Genomic DNA, 19154 nt, shown 5'->3' with positions numbered 1-19154 from the left:
TTGAAGATTATGATTTTGCCTTCCTGTTCTTTAAGACTTTTGAAATAATGAAATAGGCAACAAGCGCAACTATAAAATATAAGAAATAGGAAACCGGTTGTCCATTACCACCCACTGTTGTAAATAACCTTTCAAAACGAATTTTCTCCATTATACCATTACCGTTACTATCCCAACTAAACCAGATAAATACAGGTTTACCTACCACGTGATTTTCTGGAACAAACCCCCAGAAGCGGCTGTCTTCACTGTTGTGACGGTTGTCACCCATCATCCAGTAGTAGTCTTGTTTAAAGGTATATTGTGTTAAAGGAGCATTATCAAGTAAGACCTGATTACCAGAAATACTTATAGTTTGAGGATGTCCCATTTCGGTACCTTCATAAACTTCAATAAGTCGCTTATATAATGCTATGTTATCAACGTTAATAGGAGTAGAAGTGCCTTTCTTCGGAATGTAAACTGATGCAATCTGGTCCCGGTTTCCAAGACTTGCATTTCCTTTAGGAAAAATGGACGGATCTTTTTGATCTGCGGGAGCTATTATGCGTTCTAACGAACTTACATTAGGATGATTTCTGAAACGTTCTGCATTCTCATCTGTTATAGACTGAGTAGCAAACTGGGTACTGTTAAAAAACTGAAGGTTTACAATTTTATAGCTATCGTAAAGATTCTTAGCATTAAAGCCACTTCCCTTAGAAGTTCCTTGATAACTGTATTGTAATTGAGCGCGATCTGGAAGCTCTAAAGGTTTATTATTTACATAAACCTTACCATCAACGACTTTTAAACTATCACCGGGAATACCTACAGCGCGTTTTACGTAATTAGATTTCTTATCTATAGGTTTTTGATAATATTTTCCATCATCAAGACCGTAAAAACGGTTAACCGTATCTACAGGCCAGCTAAAAACAACTATATCACTACGTTTAATATTTTGAAAGCCGGGTAGTCTAAAGTAGGGGAGTTGGGGCTTATCTAAATAGGATTTAATTCCCAATACGGGAATTGTATCGTGAACCATTGGGAAACTTACCGTGGTCATTGGAGTTCTGGCACCATAATGAAATTTACTTACAAATAAATAATCTCCTATTAGTAAAGTACGCTCTAAAGAACCTGTAGGAATTGTAAATGGTTGCATCACATAGGTGTGCACAATTGTGGCAGCGACAACCGCAAAAAGAATTGAACTTGTCCATTCTCCTGACGAACTCTTAGGAACTAAAGATCGATCCGCTTTATAAGTTACTGGAGCTGCATAGTTGAGATAATACAGATAAATACCTAAAGTTAGAATTACAAGCGCAGTATCTGTAGTAGAATTTTTTCCGAAGCTACGTGCAGTTTCTACCCATATAACCGGAAACATAATTAAATTTACGATAGGAATAAACAATAAAATTGTCCACCACCACGGTCTACCTATGATTTTCATAAGTATTACAGCATTGTATACGGGTACAATTGCTTCCCAAGGTTGGCGACCTGCTTTTTTATATAACTTCCAGGTACCCAGAAAATGTATTACCTGAACGGCTATAAAGAATAAAAACCATTGCGTCATTGTCATCGGTTTATTTTTTTAAATTCTAAAATATATCTATGAAAGATTTAATACATCTTTCATTGTGTGTACCCCTTTTTTATCTTTTAACCACTCTGCAGCGATAATAGCGCCTAATGCAAAACCATTACGACTGTGCGCTTTGTGCTCAATCATAATTTCATCTACATCACTTTGATAAGTAATTGTATGAGTACCCGGCACTTCTGCTTCACGCACTGCTTTAATGGTAATTTTATTAGACTCTTCATTACCTAGAATCCAATCTGTTTTAGAGGATTCTTCGATAATACCTTCGGCTAAAGTAATTGCCGTACCACTAGGAGCATCTAATTTATGAATGTGATGCACCTCGGTCATACTTACATTATAGCTATCAAGTGCTTTCATCATTTGAGCCAGCTTTTTATTTAGCTCAAAAAAGATATTCACGCCTACACTAAAGTTTGAAGCATATATAAAAGCTCCATTATTTTCTTTACAAAGGGCAACCATTTCGGGATAGCGATCTAACCAACCTGTGGTACCGGAAACAACCGGTACACCAGATTTTAAAGCCATACTAATATTATCTACAGCTGCATCAGGAACACTAAAGTCTATAGCGACATCTGCATCTGCAAAATCATAAGTGTCACCTTGATCAATTTTTTTAACAACAGAATGTCCGCGTTCAACAGCTAGTTTCTCAATGGTTTTTCCCATACGGCCATAACCAAGAAGGGCAATTTTCATAATTTAAAAAGTATAAGTTATGCGCATTCCTACGGTATTTGAAAAGTCAAAATCACTGCGCTGAAAAAATGGTGCAAAACTTAATCGATCTTCAACCTCATATTGTGAGAGATGAGCATCTACGTTTGCTTCAATGATTTGCAGGACATAAATACCTGCAGTTATAAGTATTGATAGTTCTTTATTACGACGGTAGAAGTCTTGAGCACTTATTAATTGATCTTCAGTAAAAATCTGTGTTGCATTTCCGTCTTCATCAATAACGGTAAACTCATCGATACGACCTGCAATTCGGTCTTTGTATGCCGTTCTGTATTTTTGAAAAAGATCGTGGTTGTAAACTGCAATTCCCACACCTGTACCTACAGCACCATAAACCAGTGGTATCTTCCAATAATCGCCATTGTAAGCTTGTCCAAGACCAGGTAAAATTCCAGAATAGAAAGCTGCCTTAGCTGGTCTGAGCGGATCATATTCTTCAAAAACAGGATCTATTTCCTGTGCAATAATTTCAGGTTCTTCATTCTCCTCAACAGTTTGTGCAAAAATGAAACTGTTAATAAGTAGAAATACAATTAATGTAAGTTTATTGTGCACCTGAAATTAGTTTTTTAAGTCGCTCAAAGTCTTCCTGAGAAGAAAACGGGATTATTAGTTTTCCATTGCCCTTTTGAGCAACTTTTACATCCACTTTAGCCCCAAAGTATGAAGCAAACTTCTCTTTACCTTCTTTTATGAATTCAGGAACCGTGGTTTTAACAGGAGTCGCTTTGCCTTTTCCTTCTTTGTAATTTTTAACTAAGGTTTCAGTAGCTCTAACAGATAAAGAGTTTTCTATGATTTTTTCATAGATGTCTAATTGATCTGATGTGCTTTCAATATTAATTAAGGCTCTTCCGTGGCCCATAGATAAAAAGCCATCTCGCATCCCGGTTTGAATAATAGGATCAAGCTTTAAAAGGCGTAAATAATTTGCAATTGTAGATCTGTTTTTACCTACGCGATCGCTCATTTGCTCCTGCGTAAGATTTATTTCATCTATAAGTCTTTGATAAGAAAGTGCAATTTCTATAGGATCAAGATCTTCGCGCTGAATATTTTCAACAAGAGCCATCTCAAGCGATTCTTGATCATTGGCTATACGTATGTAAGCTGGTACGGTATCTAAGCCTACTAATTTTGAAGCTCTAAAACGACGCTCTCCTGAAACTAACTGATATTGACCAAAACTTATTTTCCTAACCGTTATAGGTTGTATTACACCAAGCTCTCTAATAGATGAAGCTAACTCTCTTAAAGCATCTTCATTAAAACTACTTCTAGGCTGAAACGGATTGACCTCAATTTGATCAAGTTCTAATTCGACGATATTACCTACTACCTTATCTGCACCTTTATCTCCCGCAGTATTAATATCGTTATCAGGATCTTTTAGCAATGCAGAAAGACCACGACCCAGGGCTTGTTTTTTTAATGCTTTAGCCATTGTTATGCGTTATTTTTTGTAATTATCTCTTCTGCCAAACTTAAGTAATTTGCCGCTCCTTTACTGCCTGCATCATAATTTATAATGCTCTCTCCATAACTTGGAGCCTCACTTAATCGCACGTTACGTTGTATAATGGTTTCAAAAACCATCTCATCAAAATGCTTTTGAACTTCTTCAACCACTTGATTAGATAAGCGTAATCTAGAATCAAACATTGTCAGTAATAAGCCCTCAATATCTAAAGCAGAATTATGAATTTTTTGAACACTCTTAATGGTGTTTAATAATTTACCCAATCCTTCTAATGCAAAATACTCACATTGTATAGGTATTATTACCGAATCTGAAGCAGTTAGCGCATTAAGAGTAAGAAGTCCTAATGAAGGCGCACAATCTATAATTACATAGTCGTAACTATCTTTTAAGTGTCGAATAGCTTTACGCATCATATACTCGCGCTCTTCCATATCAACTAGTTCAATTTCTATAGCGACAAGATCTATATGTGCGGGTATGATATCCAGATTAGGAGAATCTGTCTTCATTATAGCATCTTCTGCAGGGCTAGAATGTTCTAATAGTTGATAAGTACCTATCTCAATACTTTCTACGTCAAGGCCTAAGCCCGATGTAGCATTGGCTTGTGGATCTGCATCAATTAGTAGAACTTTTTTCTCTAAAACACCCAGGGATGCCGCAAGGTTAACAGATGTGGTCGTTTTGCCTACACCACCTTTTTGATTAGCAACAGCTATAATTTTACCCATAGAAATCTTAAAAATTGAAGAGCGAAAGTACGATTTATAACCCGCAATTAAAATGCTTTTTGTTAACAGGTTTTATTCTATAATGAATAAAATGCATTTTTACATTGCTTTAAAAAGTTTAGAAAACAACCACTAACCCTAATTCGCAAGCGCTCAATTTTTTAATAGATGGATCCTTTTATAATCAAGCTAGGAAATATTTTTTTTATTCTGAACCAAATTATTTTGACTTTTTGCCTTTAACAGCAGCCTCAAGTTGATCCCATAATTCTTCAGGAATATCCTGAAGCAAATTAAACTGGCCGGCACCTTCTAGCCATTCACCACCATCAATTGTAATCACTTCTCCATTTACATAAGCAGCAAAGTCTGATACCAGATATGCCGCAAGGTTTGCAAGTTCTTGATGATCACCTACGCGTCGTAGGGGTACTTTTTTTGAAAGATCAAATTTTTCAGCAAGATTACCGGGAAGTAATCGTTCCCAAGCCCCTTTTGTAGGGAAGGGTCCTGGCGCTATTGCATTAGACCGAATTCCATATTTTGCCCATTCTACAGCCAGAGATCGGGTCATTGCCAATACACCGGCTTTAGCAGTTGCACTGGGAACCACATAGGCAGATCCCGTCCACGCGTAGGTGGTAACTATATTTAGAATAGTTTTATTTTTCTCGTTGTGATCTATCCATTGCTTCCCAAAAGCCAATGTGCAATTTTTACTACCTTTTAGAACAATATCTATAACCACATCAAATGCATTTGCCGAAAGACGCTCTGTAGGAGATATAAAATTCCCGGCTGCATTATTTAATAGCACATCTACAGATCCGTATTTTTCAATTACAGAATCGCGCATTGCTTCTACTTGAGCATAATCCCTTACATCACATTGTACAGGAAAACAAGATCCGCCAGTATCTTTTGAAAGTTCTGCTGCAGTTGTTTTAAGTTTCTCAATATCTCGAGAGCTTATAGCTACATTGGCACCCAATTCTAAAAAATATTTTGTCATCGATTTACCAAGTCCGCTACCACCGCCGGTAACAACTATTGTTTTTCCTCTTAATGCATCGTCACGCAACATTTTATCGGTATAGCTCATAGTATCGATTAATTTTAGTGTTAGGTTTTTTATTCAAAAGCTGATCTATCTATTCTTCAAAACTTTGCATCAAGATATTAAGTATGGAAATGGCTGCATCACTTATTTTTGAGCCGGGCCCAAAAACAGCTACAGCACCGGTATCAAATAAAAATTGATAGTCTTTACGAGGAATTACGCCTCCCACAATAACCATTATATCTTCACGATCCAGACGCTTTAATTCTTTAATCACCTGTGGAACGAGTGTTTTATGCCCTGCAGCCAGTGAACTTATTCCCAGAATATGTACATCATTTTCAACAGCTTGTTTTGCAGCTTCTTTAGGCGTTTGAAATAATGGACCTATGTCTACATCAAAACCTACGTCTGCATAGCCGGTAGCAACTACTTTTGCGCCGCGATCGTGACCGTCCTGACCCATTTTTGCAATCATTATACGCGGTCTTCTTCCTTCTAATTCAGCAAAATGATTTGCTAGTTCACGTGCTTTTTCAAAAGCTGGATCTTTTTTAACTTCTTTACTGTACACTCCTGTAAATGATTTAATTTCTGCTTTGTACCTCCCGAATACCGATTCTAAAGCTGAAGATATTTCACCTAATGTAGCGCGATTACGAGCTGCATCTACAGCTAAAGTTAGCAAATTTCCGGTTTCTTTTTCTGCAGATTTAGTGAGGGCTGCCAATGATTTTGCAACTAAAATACTATCGCGTGATGTTTTTACTTCAGATAATCGTTGTAATTGAGATTTACGTACCGCATCATTATCTACTTCAAGTGTAACAATATCATCTTCGGTTTCCAAGGCGTATTTGTTGATACCTACAATAACATCCTGACCACTATCTATACGAGCCTGCTTCTTTGCAGCAGCTTCTTCAATACGCAGTTTAGGAATTCCTTTTTCTATAGCTTTAGTCATTCCGCCTAATTCCTCAACCTCTTCAATGAGTTTCCAAGCTTTTTCTGAGATTTCTTGAGTAAGCTTTTCTACATAGTAACTACCTGCCCACGGATCAACTGTACGTGTTATTTCGGTTTCTTTTTGTAGATAGATTTGCGTGTTACGAGCTATACGCGCAGAAAAATCTGTAGGTAATGCAATGGCCTCATCAAGCGCATTAGTATGTAAGCTTTGAGTTCCTCCAAAGACCGCAGCAGTAGCTTCAATTGCTGTGCGTGCTACATTATTGAAGGGATCTTGCTCTGTGAGACTCCATCCACTTGTCTGGCAATGCGTTCTGAGCGAAAGAGACTTTTCATTTTTAGGATTAAATTGTTTAACAATTTTTGCCCAGAGCATTCTTGCTGCTCGCATTTTTGCAATTTCCATAAAATGATTCATTCCTATTCCCCAAAAGAAGGAGAGACGTGGAGCAAAACTGTCTATGGTCATACCAGCTGCCAAGCCTGTTTTAATATATTCTAACCCATCGGCAAGGGTATAAGCCAGCTCAATGTCTGCAGTCGCACCAGCTTCTTGCATATGATATCCAGAAATGGAAATTGTATTGAATTTGGGCATATTTTTAGAAGCAAATTCAAATATATCTGAGATAATGCGCATTGATGAAGTAGGTGGGTAGATATACGTATTACGTACCATAAACTCCTTCAAAATATCATTTTGAATTGTGCCTTGTAAGTACTCAGGTTTAACACCTTGCTCTTCTGCTGCGACAATATAAAATGCCATAATAGGTAATACGGCACCGTTCATGGTCATTGAAACACTCATTTTATCAAGGGGTATCTGATCAAAGAGTACCTTCATATCTTCTACAGTGTCAATGGCAACACCAGCTTTTCCTACATCACCTTCTACACGCTCGTGATCACTATCGTAACCGCGGTGTGTAGCCAAATCAAACGCTACAGAAAGTCCTTTTTGACCAGCCTTTAGATTCCTTCTGTAAAAAGCATTGCTTTCTTCGGCGGTAGAGAATCCGGCATATTGTCTTATGGTCCACGGTTTACGCACATACATCGTGCTATAAGGTCCACGTAAAAATGGCGGAATACCTGCCGCAAAATTTAGGTGTTCGAGATTTGCTAGATCTGATGAAGAATACTCTTTTTTAAGAGTTATTTCCTCTGCAGTAGAAGCGGTAGTTGTAGCGGGATTTTTTGATGCTACAGGATTTTTTAAGCTTAGATTCTGAAGGTTTTTTCTATTCATCCTGTAATCTTTTTTGTTCAACCTCTTCGGCAAGTCTTTTTTGAATGATTGGCTCGATTAGGGTCTTCCGAGGATTCATTTTTAAGAATGGATACAATTCAAGATCTTCTTTCATACGATCTTCAGAATTTATATACGTATTAGTACCAACTAGCACTTTTTTGCCCTCATTAAATGCTTCTTGCTCTTTTAAAGCTGTAGCCTTGACCTTCTTTTGAATTTTCCCGGCTATGAGTTGACTTATAAAACCATCACCGGCTTCGATCTCTTTAAATAAATCGAGAGCTTTTTCTGCAAATTGTTTGGTTAAAGTTTCAATATAATACGTGCCATCTGCAGGATTAGAAACGAGATCAAAATAACTTTCGTGTTTTAATAACAGCAGCTGGTTACGTGCTATACGTTGCCCAAATTCATTTGATTTGTGGTAAATTGAATCATACGCAAGATTACAAATACCATCAGCACCTCCAAGAATTGCGCTCATACATTCTGTAGTTGTGCGTAACATATTTGTATTATAATCATACAAAACTTTATTGCGGGTAGCCGGTTGAGCGATAATGTGGCAATTTTCATTTAAACCATATGCCTCGGCTAGAGTAGCATGTAATAATCTAAGCGCTCTTATTTTTGCGATTTCAAAAAAATAATTTGAACCTATAGCAATTTTATAATTGATTGTTTGACTGCGCAGATTTTCAGAATGATAGGTATAGTATTCATTTGTCTGGGCTAGGGCATAGGCCAACTCCTGAATGCAGTTAGCTCCCGCATTATGAAAGAAAGAGATATCTACGCCTATAACGTTATCGTTATGCGTGTTTAAAAGAAGGTTTTCTAGTGCTTTATGGTCAGATTTAAGATCTGTATACCAGTTACCTGAGCGTGCTAGATTGCTAATAATATCAACATTAAAATGGGAATTATAACCCATTTCTAGAGTTTGTATAGAAAGCGACTTAATAAAATCAGGATCCAGAAAACTAAATGAAAAATATAAGGTTAGTTTTTTCTTCGGAAGGTGATTAAGTAAATCTTCAATATTAAATTTAGCATCAGCCTTAAAACTTAGCGCTTCAACTCCTTTATCAAGTAATGAAGAAGCATGTAAGGCAGCAGATTTAGCATTCAAAATATACACTTCTTCAAGAATAGACCAGTTTTTTGGATGACCGGGAATGTTTACAGGTTCAGTATCTTCCTGATGATAAAAAGGCTTTACATGTATTCCTTCAGGACTAGACCATAATAAAGTCTCATTATAATCTGCTCCAGATAAGTCGTATTGAATTTTCTGCTTAAATGCCTTAGCAGATACCGGTTCAAATTCTGAAAATAAACTTTTATTCATTATTGGCATCAGTTTTAAGACTGTCTTCGTATTCGATTATAAAGATTTCTTCATTGTCTCGTTTCATAAAATATTCTTCACGTGCAAAGCGCTCTAACTCCAGACTATCTTTCAATTTATTAATCTGCTCTCTGTCTGCTTTAATTTCCTCTTTAAAGTACGCTCTATTACCCTCTAGTTTTTCTATTTCGTCATTTAATTCTTTATGTATGAACCAGGAGTTCGTATCAAAGAAAAACATCCATACCGTAAATATGAGAAGAATAAGTATATACTTATTTCCCAGAACACGAAACCACTTTTTCTGACGAAGTTCTTTGAGTTTAGACACAAGTAATAAATTTAATTAAACCAAGCGTTGATTAATGATACTACGCACAATATCTATCGCTACATTATTATATCTATTATAAGGTATGATAATATCTGCATATTCTTTAGTAGGTTCAATAAATTGTTGATGCATAGGTTTTAGGGTCATTTGATATCTACTTAACACTTCTTCAAGATCACGACCGCGTTCTGCAATATCACGTTTTAGCCTACGTATAAGGCGCTCATCTGAATCTGCATGTACATAGATCTTAATGTCAAATAGATCTCGAATTTCGGGATGCGTGAGTATCAAAATTCCTTCTACAATCACCACCTTTCGCGGGTGCGTAATAACTTTGTCACTAGTACGATTATGCTTTACAAAGGAATAAACGGGTTGCTCTATTGTTTCTCCTCTTCTAAGCGATTCAAGATGCGCACAAAGCAATTCAAAATCAATAGACTTAGGGTGATCAAAATTTATTTTTACCCGCTCATCATAGCTTAGATGTGAATTATCGCGGTAGTAAGAATCTTGTGATATAACGGTAACTTCTCCCTCTGGCAATTCTTGTACAATTTGATTAACAACAGTGGTTTTACCACTTCCGGTACCACCGGCGATTCCTATAATAAGCATAACGTATAATTTACCGCAAAAATAGGAAACTTAACCCACTAAGCATATCCTTAAAATTTGCTTATTTAATAACAAAAAAAAGCATCTTCATATAGGGATTTGAAAATGCTTTTATATTAATTATGAGCTTGTTAAAGACAATGCTAATAGTTCAAAATTTTAGTGTGGCAGGTTATGTTTTATAATACCGTAAATAAATGTACCTAATAAGGCACCTGCTATAACGATTAGAATAGACCAGTATCCCGCTCCTGCTAGTACGTACATAGGTCCCGGGCAAGCTCCTGCCAATGCCCAACCTAAACCAAATAAGGTGCCGCCAATAGCATATCGAGCTATGCTCTTATTCTTTGGTTTGAGATTCATTTCGTTTCCATTAATTGCTTTTATATTAAAACGCTTAATGATTTGAATACCAATTACGCCTAATACTAAAGCAGAACCTATAATGCCATACATATGAAATGAACCAAATTCAAACATTTCATAAATACGAAACCAAGATGCAGCTTCAGATTTATACATTATAATTCCGAAAAAGGTACCTATGAGTAAATAAACTATAGTTTTCATGATATGAATATTAATGGGTAAATAAAATGGATCATAATCAATCCTCCTGCAAAAAAACCAATTACAGCAATTAGTGATGGCAACTGTAAATTACTCAACCCAGAAATTGCGTGACCACTGGTACAACCACCTGCATATCGAGCTCCAAAACCTACAAGAAACCCTCCGGATATTAAAAGCAACCAGTTGAGAGGATTTGACAGCGCTTCATTGCTGAAAATTTCTGTAGGCATATAGGCTTCGCCGGCACTATAAATACCGTATTCATTTAGTGTTTCTACTACAGATGGTGCAATTTCTACAGTGTTATTAGACATAAATTGAGAGGCAATAAACCCTCCAATTACGGCTCCTATCATCACGATCAAATTCCAGCGCTCCTCTTTCCAATTAAATTTAAAAAAATCTGAAGCTTTACCAGCACCTGACGCAGAACAGAGCGTGCGTAAGTTTGAAGACATACCAAATTGCTTACCTACATATAGTAATATAAACATAGTAAGAGCAATGAGCGGACCAGCAACATACCATGGCCAAGGTTCATTTATTAAATTCATAGTTATTGTATTTTGAATAATTTCAAATTGTAAGTCGGCAAATAAAGTCAAACTTGCATTTGCAGTACGTAACACGAGTTACATAGGTGTGAATTAATTTGCTAACCTTTTAAAAAGCTGTGAAAATTTAAAAGGAGCAGTTCTACCTTATTTAAATTGGTTTATTGCTTCTCCTAAATCATATACTGCAACCTGATCTAATTCGCGAGCAACAATACTACTTCCTGCAGCACTACGGTATCCTCCGGCACAGTGAACTACAATAGGTTTATCAGTAGGTATTTCTGTAGCACGTTCTCTTAATTCATGTAGAGGAATTGTAATAGCATTTTCAAAAAAAGTGCCTTCATTTGTTTCACTTTGATTTCTGATATCTACAATTGTATAATCATTTTTATTCGATTTAAAATCTTGCAAATCTATTTTATCCAATTTATTCCAAGTTGTATCTCCTAAGGTGAAGATACTTTTAAGTTGGTTCTCATAACCTATTTTTGAAACACGACTAAGTAATTCTTTTGCGTGATTAAAACTTATAGCAACCAGACTGAAGGGTTCCTCGGGTTTTATAATAGAGCCTAACCAAGTTTCAAATTTATGACCCTCCTCAAGCGCCATAATATTAATACTATTTGATTTGTGACCTTCCTTAAATATCTCTTCGTTACGTGTATCTATGATTAGTTCCTTGCTTTCCAATTCTTCATCTTGAAGCTTGACATTTTTATTGGAAATAGAAGTATTCAAATTCTCAGCACCAGCTTTATTTAAGTCAACATTAAAACCAAAGTAATGAGGTATGAATGGTTGTGAATCTAGTAGGTGATTAACAAATGCATCTTGAGATTGTGTTTTAAATGCCCAGTTTGTTTCGCGTTGCTCTCCTAAGGTACTTGAACCTTCAGAACTCATATTTTTACCACACAAAGAACCTGCTCCGTGAGCGGGGTATACAATAGCATCATCACTAAAACTTATAAACTGCGTCTGTATGGTATTGTACATAGCTTTAGCAAGATCTAAACGCTTTGACTTTTGATTTCCTGATTTTTCTCTAAGGTCGGGTCTCCCTACATCTCCAATAAATAATGTGTCTCCTGTAAAAAGAGCAACTTTATTTTCTGACTTAGCAACAATCGTTATGCTGTCTGGTGAATGTCCTGGGGTATTTAATGCACTAAAATTTACATTGCCTATTTGCAATGAATCATTTGCATCAAATGGAGTGTGTGGATAGTCTGCATCTACCAGTTTGCTGGTATACAATATAGCACCGGTTTGCTTGTGGATTTGTAAATGAGAGCTCACGAAATCTGCGTGAGGATGCGTTTCAAATACAGCAACAATTTTTGCATTGTTTTCTTCTGCAAATTTGTAATACATAGATGGATCACGCTCTGGATCTACTAGAGCAATTTCATTACCACATAATAGTGCATATGAAAAATGTGAAAGCGGCTTATATTCAAATTGTTTAACTATCATATCTATTATTTTTTATAAAAATAAAGAACGATTTTAAAATTTGATGTAACCTTTGATACAAAGCCCCAAATACTTCTAATAGAAAGCAATGTTGCTTTCTTAAAGCAAAAGAAAGCTAATTGTTTTTAGATTTTTTGAAAGGAAATGTTAGCTGATTTGCAAAATCGTTTGGAAATTTCTCATCTCCATTAAAACCAATTTCCAGATTTTTACCACTTTCGGGAACATAGGCAGTGCCAAACAGATAATCCCATATACTTAATGTGAGTCCGAAGTTCATACCGTATTTATGTTGTGGAGGAAGTTGCTTAGCGTGATGCCATATATGCATACGCGGATTATTAAATATATATCCAAACTTTCCGTAACTCCAATCTAGATTTGCATGATTAAGGTGCCCTACAAACACAGAAAACATATGTACAATAAAAAATTGCTCAATACCAAATCCTATCATTGCTAATGGGATGTATTGAACACTTTTGTAGACTAATGTTTCCATAAAGTGAAATCTAAATTGAGCGGCAAAACCCATTTCTTTTACACTATGATGAACCTGATGAAATTTCCATAACCAGGGCACTCGATGTAGCATACGGTGTACATTCCATTGTATAAAATCTGCAACTATAAACATAATAAGCAATTGAGCCCATACAGGAAGATGTTGTACTTCAATAGATACTATATTTTGAATATCAAATAGACGTAAAAAATCATTAAAGAGTTCGACTCCTACATTAGATAAGGCATTGTAACCTATTAGTGAGAATAGAAAAAAATTGAATAAGATGTAAAAAGCATCAAGCCAAAAACCTTTGCGTATAATGGGCTGCTTTTTGCGCCACGGAATTAGTAATTCTAAGGCAAAAACAAGTAGGGATAAAACTATAAGCCAGTATAAATAATTTGTCCATCCCGGATTTGTAATTTCATTTAAAAGATAATTAAAGTATCCTACAAACGAATCTTCAATTATTTTCAAATATTTTTCCACGTAGAAGTAGGGTTTAATTACTTGGGTATAAGTCGTAAATCAAGTCTATTTCTTACGTAGACAGTATCCCTTTTGTAAGATAATTATACAGAAGGCCAGCTGCTATTGCAATACCAAAACTAAGTAGAGTCCCTATAAGTACGTATTCGGTAAGTTGTCTATTTTTTCCTTCGGTGAGATCACCAAATCTGAAAACAGATTTTGCAGCTATTAAAAAACCTATTGCAGACCACGCATTAAGTAATATAAAACCAAACACAAAGAGACGTTCTAGCATACCTATTATTTTGCCTGCACCGGCTAATGAGGTGTTTTTTATTGTACTGGACTTTGATTTATTCTGCGGGTCAATAGCATCTTGCCAGGGTTTGAGAAATAAGCGCATCAAAATTCCTGTGACATACGTAACAAAAAAAGCTAATGTAACTAATAGTAAAAGTTCTGATTTATAAATGAAATCAAGATCGATTACAAACGGATGGTAAGCATATACAACACTACAAATTACTGCCAGATGTGCCAGCTGATCTGCTACAAAGAGTTGGCTGCTATTTTTCTTTGTAGTGAATTTTATTTTTAATGCATCTATGATATAATGAGTTATTAGTATAGCACTTATGCCTATTATATACTTGAGGTTAAATTGAAGTACTATAAGAAGTGCTGCCAAATGAACTGCTATGTGCGCAAACAAATATTTTGACTTATAACCATATTTTATTTTATGGTTGACCCATTTTGTAGGTTGCAATACAAAATCACCTACTATGTGTGCGAGAATTAACTTTATAGCAAGTGTTAACATTTGTGCTGTTTTACAGTTTGTGAGTAGTATTGAAGCAATGCGTTAATTTCTGAATAACCTGCGCGATTAAGAGCTTTACTAATAGCGCTTTGAGATTTACCTAATAGAGAACTTAATTCGGTTTGATTAGCCTGTGGATTTTCTAATTGAGTTTTAACTATGGATGCTGTTACCGGTGGCCATATATCCATAGTTAAAGTAGCAAGACTTAGCATTAGATTTATAATACTATCAAATTGCAGGTCATTAGACTTTAGAACTAGCGTATTTTTTTTAATAGCATCAAATGCAGTTCCTGAATTTACAAATGCAGTACCATTTGCTTGGGTGACTTTTTTAGCATGATGTTTTTTATCTCCTAAACCTATCGCTATTCTCACGTCGAGAGTTGAAAACGTTTTTATAGCAGCTTTTATATGTATTGCTGCAACTAATGCTGAATCTGGATTGAGTTCTAATTGAAAACTATCTCCCCGATACAGTTCCCACTGAGTTGGTTCTTCTCCATAATATGACAAAACCTTTTTCAAGAGGGGTTGCCAATTATTATTAGATTGAGAATTTATAATATCTCCTGTGAGTACTGCGCGCATTTAAACAAATTAAATTTGATCAAATATATACTAATTAAATGATAATTTAAAATATATACTATTTAGGTTATAATTTAAATTATATACTCTTAATGTTATTATTCAGTTCAAAAACCTACTGCTGTATCGTCACCACGACGGTCTGCACCACCTTCTAGGCGACCGTCTGGTAGTATAAGAACTCCGTCAACCTTACCTAAAATCACACTGTTTTCCTGCTGAATAATATATCCTTTATTTTCAAGCTGCTTCAATAAGTCTGTACCAAAAGCATTGGGCTCAAATGTTACAACATCGGGTAGCCATTGATGATGAAATCGGGGAGCATCTACTGCCTCTTGCATACCCATATTAAAATCACTTACATTTAAAATTGTTTGCAATACCGAAGTTATAATCGTAGAACCTCCGGGAGTTCCTACTGTCATCCATAATTTGCCATTTTTTTCTACAATAGTAGGGGTCATCGAACTTAGCATTCTCTTTTGTGGCTCTATTTTATTAGCCTCTGCACCTAAGAGTCCAAACATATTAGGTACGCCGGGTTTAGCGCTAAAGTCATCCATTTCATTATTGAGAAAGAAACCTAATTCGTCTACATACAACTTTGAGCCATAAGCCCCATTAAGCGTAGTTGTGAGAGCCACCGCATTTCCGAATTGATCTACAAGAGAAAAATGTGTTGTTTCCATAGATTCATAACCCGATAATTCCCCGCGTTCAACCTCTAAAGATGGTGTTGCTTCATTAAAGCTAAAACTCTCCATACGTTTTAAATTATACCGGTCGCTTAAGAGACTGTCAATAGGGATAGTATTAAAATCCGGATCTCCTAAATAAAAGCTACGATCAGCGTACGCACGACGTTCAGCTTCTGTAATTAACTGAATACTTTCTAATGAATTATGCTTATACTGGGCTATAGAATAAGGCTCAATCATCTTTAATATTTGCGCTAATGCAATACCACCGCTAGAAGGTGGAGGCATACCTATTAGCTTAAGATCTTTATAGTTTGCAACGATAGGATCCCGCCAAACGGCATCATAGCTTTTAAGGTCTTCTAAAGTGATAATTCCATTATGTTTTTGAATAAAATTAACCAATATTTGAGCGGTTTCCCCATCATAAAATTCTGATTCACCATTTTTTGCAATTCGTTTTAAAGTGGCTGCTAACGCCGGATTTTTAAATAAAGTATTGGCTTTAATTTTTATAGAATCACTAGGACGAAATCCCTTAGAAAATAAAATTTCTTTACGATTTACGTGTTCAAATAGAGAAGCGTACGCCTTAAATCGACCTAATTGATTTTCAGTAATTGTAAATCCGTTTTCAGCTAATTCAATAACAGGCTTAAGTATTTCTTCCATAGGCATAGAACCTAATTTTTTATGTATAGCAAACATTCCTGCGATTCCACCGGGTACACCTACCGCAAGCGGTCCCTGTCTACTTAAAGAATCTATGGGATTACCGGCAGCATCCAGATACATGGTAGAGGTAGCCGCCATTGGGGCTTTTTCCCTGTAATCTATACTACCCGTTTCGCCATTTGCTTTTCTATAAACCATAAAACCACCACCGCCTATACTTCCTGCAAACGGATAGGCTACATTAAGAGCCATATCTACAGCAATTAGTGCGTCAAAAGCATTACCGCCATTTTTTAAAATCTCAGCACCTATACGAGAAGCTTCCTCTCTTGCAGACACCACCATAATACTATCTGCGAGTTTACCACGATTAATTATGCGGTTAACTGTTTTTTCAGACTTACAACTAATAGAGGCTATAACTAAAACAAATCCTAAAAAGAGGATTTGAAATTTATAAATTTTATAAGAATATTTTTTAATCATAAAGAAGTTATTTTATACTGAAAACAGTATCTAATTCTATTATTTTTTGGATACAAAAGACTCTCAGTTCTTCAAAAAAGCGCGTGAACTCATCTTCAAAATCGTGATAATGCAACTGTAAATCTTCAACGGCACGATCCATCCCGCTAATATTACGAGTTCGTCTATTCATATTATATAATACGGTGCCTATGCCGCTAATATCTTTGTAACTCAACAACCAGTTATCTGCAATCATATGAGGAACCATACGCTGTATTCCGGGAGTAAGTAATTCAAAATGCTCATCTAGACTATCATAAAAATGCTCAATAAAGCCTGCTAAAGGTTTTTCAGAATAGTTTTTCCAATTTTTTGCTAGAAAGTGATCGTATAGAATATCTACAATTACACCACTATAATGACTATACTTTTTATGAAGTCGTTTTGTACTTTGTTTAACAATAGGGTGAGAATCTGTAAAGCTATCTATACTACGATGAAGCAAAATACCTTTTTGAAGCTGAGGTAAATAGGTCTTGTATTGTTTCCCTTTTATACCATCGGCCATAAAATTACCCATTGTTATAAGGGGATCATCTCCAGATAAATAAATATGCGCTAAATAATTCACAGGCTTAAATTACAAATTATCAAGTTACGGTAGCGATGTGAATGGTTATATTTGTTTACTGTTGGGGCTGTTTTAACCCGTAACGCTACTTAAATAGGTTTAAAATTCTGAATTAAAATATATGACACTTATAAAATCAATTTCTGGCATTCGCGGAACCATAGGAGGGAAGCCGGGTGAAAATCTTACACCTATTGACGCTGTAAAATTTGCATCAGCATATGGCACCTTCATTAAAAATCAACGTAATAAAGAAACTCACAGAGTAGTTGTGGGGCGAGATGCACGCTTAAGTGGAGAAATGTTACAGCAGTTGGTTATGCAAACATTGGTAGGTATGGGTATTCAAGTAATTGATCTTGATTTATCTACTACACCTACAGTAGAAGTAGCGGTAAAACTAGAACATGCAGACGGCGGAATTATTTTGACTGCCTCGCATAATCCAAAACAATGGAATGCTCTTAAGTTACTAGATAGTAATGGAGAATTTTTGAACGCAGAAGCTGGTGCAGAAATTTTAAAACTATCTGAATCTGCTAATCTCGAATATGTTGATGTGGATCATCTGGGAGAAATACATAAAAATGACGCATATATTGATATTCATATAGATGAGGTTCTGGATTTAGAACTAGTAGATGAAGAAGCTATTAAAGCTGCCAATTTTAAAATTGTGGTAGATGGAGTTAACTCTACAGGAGGTATTGCAATTCCCTTACTGTTAGACCGATTAGGAGTTCACACCGTTAAATTATATTGTGATCCTAATGGTCATTTTCCGCACAATCCAGAGCCTCTAAAAGAGCATCTGGGAGATATTTGTGCTTTAGTAAAAGAAGAAACAGCCGATTTAGGAATTGTAGTTGATCCAGATGTAGATCGCTTAGCTTTTATAGATGAAACTGGTGAAATGTTTGGTGAAGAGTATACACTTGTTGCATGTGCTGACTATGTATTAAGTGAAAAGTCTGGAGATACGGTATCTAATTTAAGTTCGTCAAGAGCACTACGAGATATCACAGAAAAACACGGTGGTAGCTATCACGCTGCTGCAGTGGGGGAAGTAAACGTAGTTACAAAAATGAAGGAAGTAGGAGCTGTAATAGGTGGAGAAGGTAATGGTGGAATTATTTATCCAGAATCACATTATGGTCGAGATGCTTTGGTAGGCGTAGCATTGTTTCTTACACATCTTGCCAAAAAGAAAATAAAAGTAAGTGAACTTAGAGCAAGCTATCCTGCTTATCATATGAGTAAGAAAAAGATAGAATTAACGCCAGAATTAGATGTAGATGCAATATTAAAAACTATAAGTGAGAATTATAAAAATGAAGATGTAAATATGATAGATGGTGTGAAAATAGATTTTGAAAAGCATTGGGTGCATTTAAGAAAATCAAATACAGAACCTATTATTCGTATCTACACAGAAGCTTCATCGCAAGTTGATGCCGATAAAGTTGCTGATGATATGATCGCAGAGATTAAGAAGGTAGCATCGATTTAATA

The 19154-nt window shown here is 35.8% G+C and carries 19 protein-coding genes; 1 reads left to right on the top strand and 18 read right to left on the bottom strand.

Features of this window, described 5'->3' with window-relative positions; translation table 11 throughout:
- Positions 1–7: 7 nt before the first annotated feature.
- The 18 genes from lepB to DSM00_RS05875 form a co-directional block, all read right to left on the bottom strand.
- Positions 8–1579 (bottom strand): signal peptidase I, encoded by a 1572-nt coding sequence (lepB, locus tag DSM00_RS05960; protein WP_128757110.1) that lies wholly within the window; start codon positions 1577–1579, stop codon positions 8–10.
- Positions 1580–1609: 30 nt separating this feature from the next.
- On the bottom strand, positions 1610–2308 hold the full coding sequence (gene dapB / locus DSM00_RS05955; RefSeq protein WP_128757109.1) for a 4-hydroxy-tetrahydrodipicolinate reductase: 699 nt from the start codon (positions 2306–2308) through the stop codon (positions 1610–1612).
- A 3-nt stretch (positions 2309–2311) separates the two neighbouring features.
- On the bottom strand, positions 2312–2905 hold the full coding sequence (locus DSM00_RS05950; RefSeq protein WP_206633789.1) for a DUF5683 domain-containing protein: 594 nt from the start codon (positions 2903–2905) through the stop codon (positions 2312–2314).
- A complete protein-coding gene (locus tag DSM00_RS05945) occupies positions 2895–3794 on the bottom strand; it encodes a ParB/RepB/Spo0J family partition protein (protein WP_128757108.1) in 900 nt (299 codons plus the stop codon). Before DSM00_RS05945 ends, DSM00_RS05950 begins: the two co-directional genes overlap by 11 nt.
- Positions 3795–3796: 2 nt before the next feature.
- The gene (locus tag DSM00_RS05940) at positions 3797–4564 is read right to left on the bottom strand and encodes a ParA family protein (RefSeq protein ID WP_128757107.1); all 768 of its coding nucleotides are present in this window, start codon (positions 4562–4564) and stop codon (positions 3797–3799) included.
- 220 nt (positions 4565–4784) lie between these two features.
- On the bottom strand, positions 4785–5666 hold the full coding sequence (locus DSM00_RS05935) for an SDR family oxidoreductase (RefSeq protein ID WP_128757106.1): 882 nt from the start codon (positions 5664–5666) through the stop codon (positions 4785–4787).
- Positions 5667–5715: 49 nt separating this feature from the next.
- Positions 5716–7848 carry a methylmalonyl-CoA mutase gene (scpA, locus tag DSM00_RS05930; protein WP_128757105.1) on the bottom strand — a complete coding sequence of 711 codons (2133 nt, stop codon included), beginning with the start codon at positions 7846–7848 and terminating at the stop codon, positions 5716–5718.
- Positions 7841–9202 (bottom strand): methylmalonyl-CoA mutase subunit beta, encoded by a 1362-nt coding sequence (locus tag DSM00_RS05925; RefSeq protein WP_128757104.1) that lies wholly within the window; start codon positions 9200–9202, stop codon positions 7841–7843. Before DSM00_RS05925 ends, scpA begins: the two co-directional genes overlap by 8 nt.
- Positions 9195–9533, bottom strand: a complete 339-nt coding sequence (locus tag DSM00_RS05920) for an FtsB family cell division protein (protein WP_241652361.1) — start codon at positions 9531–9533, stop codon at positions 9195–9197. The genes DSM00_RS05925 and DSM00_RS05920 overlap by 8 nt, the downstream gene beginning before the upstream one ends.
- A 15-nt stretch (positions 9534–9548) precedes the next feature.
- The gene (udk, locus tag DSM00_RS05915) at positions 9549–10157 is read right to left on the bottom strand and encodes a uridine kinase (RefSeq protein WP_128757103.1); all 609 of its coding nucleotides are present in this window, start codon (positions 10155–10157) and stop codon (positions 9549–9551) included.
- Positions 10158–10316: 159 nt separating this feature from the next.
- A complete protein-coding gene (locus DSM00_RS05910; protein WP_128757102.1) occupies positions 10317–10730 on the bottom strand; it encodes a DUF6691 family protein in 414 nt (137 codons plus the stop codon).
- Positions 10727–11287 carry a YeeE/YedE family protein gene (locus tag DSM00_RS05905; RefSeq protein WP_128757101.1) on the bottom strand — a complete coding sequence of 187 codons (561 nt, stop codon included), beginning with the start codon at positions 11285–11287 and terminating at the stop codon, positions 10727–10729. The genes DSM00_RS05910 and DSM00_RS05905 overlap by 4 nt, the downstream gene beginning before the upstream one ends.
- Positions 11288–11434: 147 nt before the next feature.
- A complete protein-coding gene (locus DSM00_RS05900; protein ID WP_128757100.1) occupies positions 11435–12772 on the bottom strand; it encodes an MBL fold metallo-hydrolase in 1338 nt (445 codons plus the stop codon).
- A gap of 115 nt (positions 12773–12887) precedes the next feature.
- Positions 12888–13769, bottom strand: a complete 882-nt coding sequence (locus DSM00_RS05895; RefSeq protein WP_128757099.1) for a sterol desaturase family protein — start codon at positions 13767–13769, stop codon at positions 12888–12890.
- 52 nt (positions 13770–13821) lie between these two features.
- Entirely contained in the window at positions 13822–14574 is a 753-nt protein-coding gene (locus DSM00_RS05890) for a DUF3307 domain-containing protein (RefSeq protein ID WP_128757098.1), read from the bottom strand.
- Positions 14568–15167, bottom strand: a complete 600-nt coding sequence (locus DSM00_RS05885; protein ID WP_128757097.1) for a transcriptional regulator — start codon at positions 15165–15167, stop codon at positions 14568–14570. Before DSM00_RS05885 ends, DSM00_RS05890 begins: the two co-directional genes overlap by 7 nt.
- Positions 15168–15274: 107 nt before the next feature.
- On the bottom strand, positions 15275–17029 hold the full coding sequence (gene ggt, locus DSM00_RS05880; protein WP_128757096.1) for a gamma-glutamyltransferase: 1755 nt from the start codon (positions 17027–17029) through the stop codon (positions 15275–15277).
- 7 nt (positions 17030–17036) lie between these two features.
- Complete coding sequence (locus tag DSM00_RS05875; RefSeq protein WP_164916302.1) at positions 17037–17642, bottom strand: acyl carrier protein phosphodiesterase; 606 nt, start codon at positions 17640–17642, stop codon at positions 17037–17039.
- A gap of 121 nt (positions 17643–17763) precedes the next feature.
- On the opposite strand from DSM00_RS05875, the gene glmM reads away from it, so the two are divergent.
- Complete coding sequence (gene glmM / locus DSM00_RS05870; RefSeq protein ID WP_128757095.1) at positions 17764–19152, top strand: phosphoglucosamine mutase; 1389 nt, start codon at positions 17764–17766, stop codon at positions 19150–19152.
- The last annotated feature ends 2 nt before the right edge of the window (positions 19153–19154 follow it).

This window comes from Leeuwenhoekiella aequorea, assembly GCF_004104375.1.
GTDB lineage: Bacteria > Bacteroidota > Bacteroidia > Flavobacteriales > Flavobacteriaceae > Leeuwenhoekiella > Leeuwenhoekiella aequorea.
The sequence above is the reverse complement of the archived record's forward strand: the minus strand, read 5'-3'. Positions and strand labels throughout refer to the sequence as shown.

Excerpts from the sequence above, each read along its gene's own strand:
- lepB (WP_128757110.1), bottom strand. The coding sequence starts at position 1,579 with ATGACAATGACGCAATGGTTTTTATTCTTTATAGCCGTTCAGGTAATA.
- dapB (WP_128757109.1), bottom strand. The coding sequence starts at position 2,308 with ATGAAAATTGCCCTTCTTGGTTATGGCCGTATGGGAAAAACCATTGAG.
- DSM00_RS05945 (WP_128757108.1), bottom strand. The coding sequence starts at position 3,794 with ATGGCTAAAGCATTAAAAAAACAAGCCCTGGGTCGTGGTCTTTCTGCA.
- DSM00_RS05940 (WP_128757107.1), bottom strand. The coding sequence starts at position 4,564 with ATGGGTAAAATTATAGCTGTTGCTAATCAAAAAGGTGGTGTAGGCAAA.
- DSM00_RS05935 (WP_128757106.1), bottom strand. The coding sequence starts at position 5,666 with ATGAGCTATACCGATAAAATGTTGCGTGACGATGCATTAAGAGGAAAA.
- scpA (WP_128757105.1), bottom strand. The coding sequence starts at position 7,848 with ATGAATAGAAAAAACCTTCAGAATCTAAGCTTAAAAAATCCTGTAGCA.
- DSM00_RS05925 (WP_128757104.1), bottom strand. The coding sequence starts at position 9,202 with ATGAATAAAAGTTTATTTTCAGAATTTGAACCGGTATCTGCTAAGGCA.
- udk (WP_128757103.1), bottom strand. The coding sequence starts at position 10,157 with ATGCTTATTATAGGAATCGCCGGTGGTACCGGAAGTGGTAAAACCACT.
- DSM00_RS05910 (WP_128757102.1), bottom strand. The coding sequence starts at position 10,730 with ATGAAAACTATAGTTTATTTACTCATAGGTACCTTTTTCGGAATTATA.
- DSM00_RS05905 (WP_128757101.1), bottom strand. The coding sequence starts at position 11,287 with ATGAATTTAATAAATGAACCTTGGCCATGGTATGTTGCTGGTCCGCTC.
- DSM00_RS05900 (WP_128757100.1), bottom strand. The coding sequence starts at position 12,772 with ATGATAGTTAAACAATTTGAATATAAGCCGCTTTCACATTTTTCATAT.
- DSM00_RS05890 (WP_128757098.1), bottom strand. The coding sequence starts at position 14,574 with ATGTTAACACTTGCTATAAAGTTAATTCTCGCACACATAGTAGGTGAT.
- DSM00_RS05885 (WP_128757097.1), bottom strand. The coding sequence starts at position 15,167 with ATGCGCGCAGTACTCACAGGAGATATTATAAATTCTCAATCTAATAAT.
- ggt (WP_128757096.1), bottom strand. The coding sequence starts at position 17,029 with ATGATTAAAAAATATTCTTATAAAATTTATAAATTTCAAATCCTCTTT.
- glmM (WP_128757095.1), top strand. The coding sequence starts at position 17,764 with ATGACACTTATAAAATCAATTTCTGGCATTCGCGGAACCATAGGAGGG.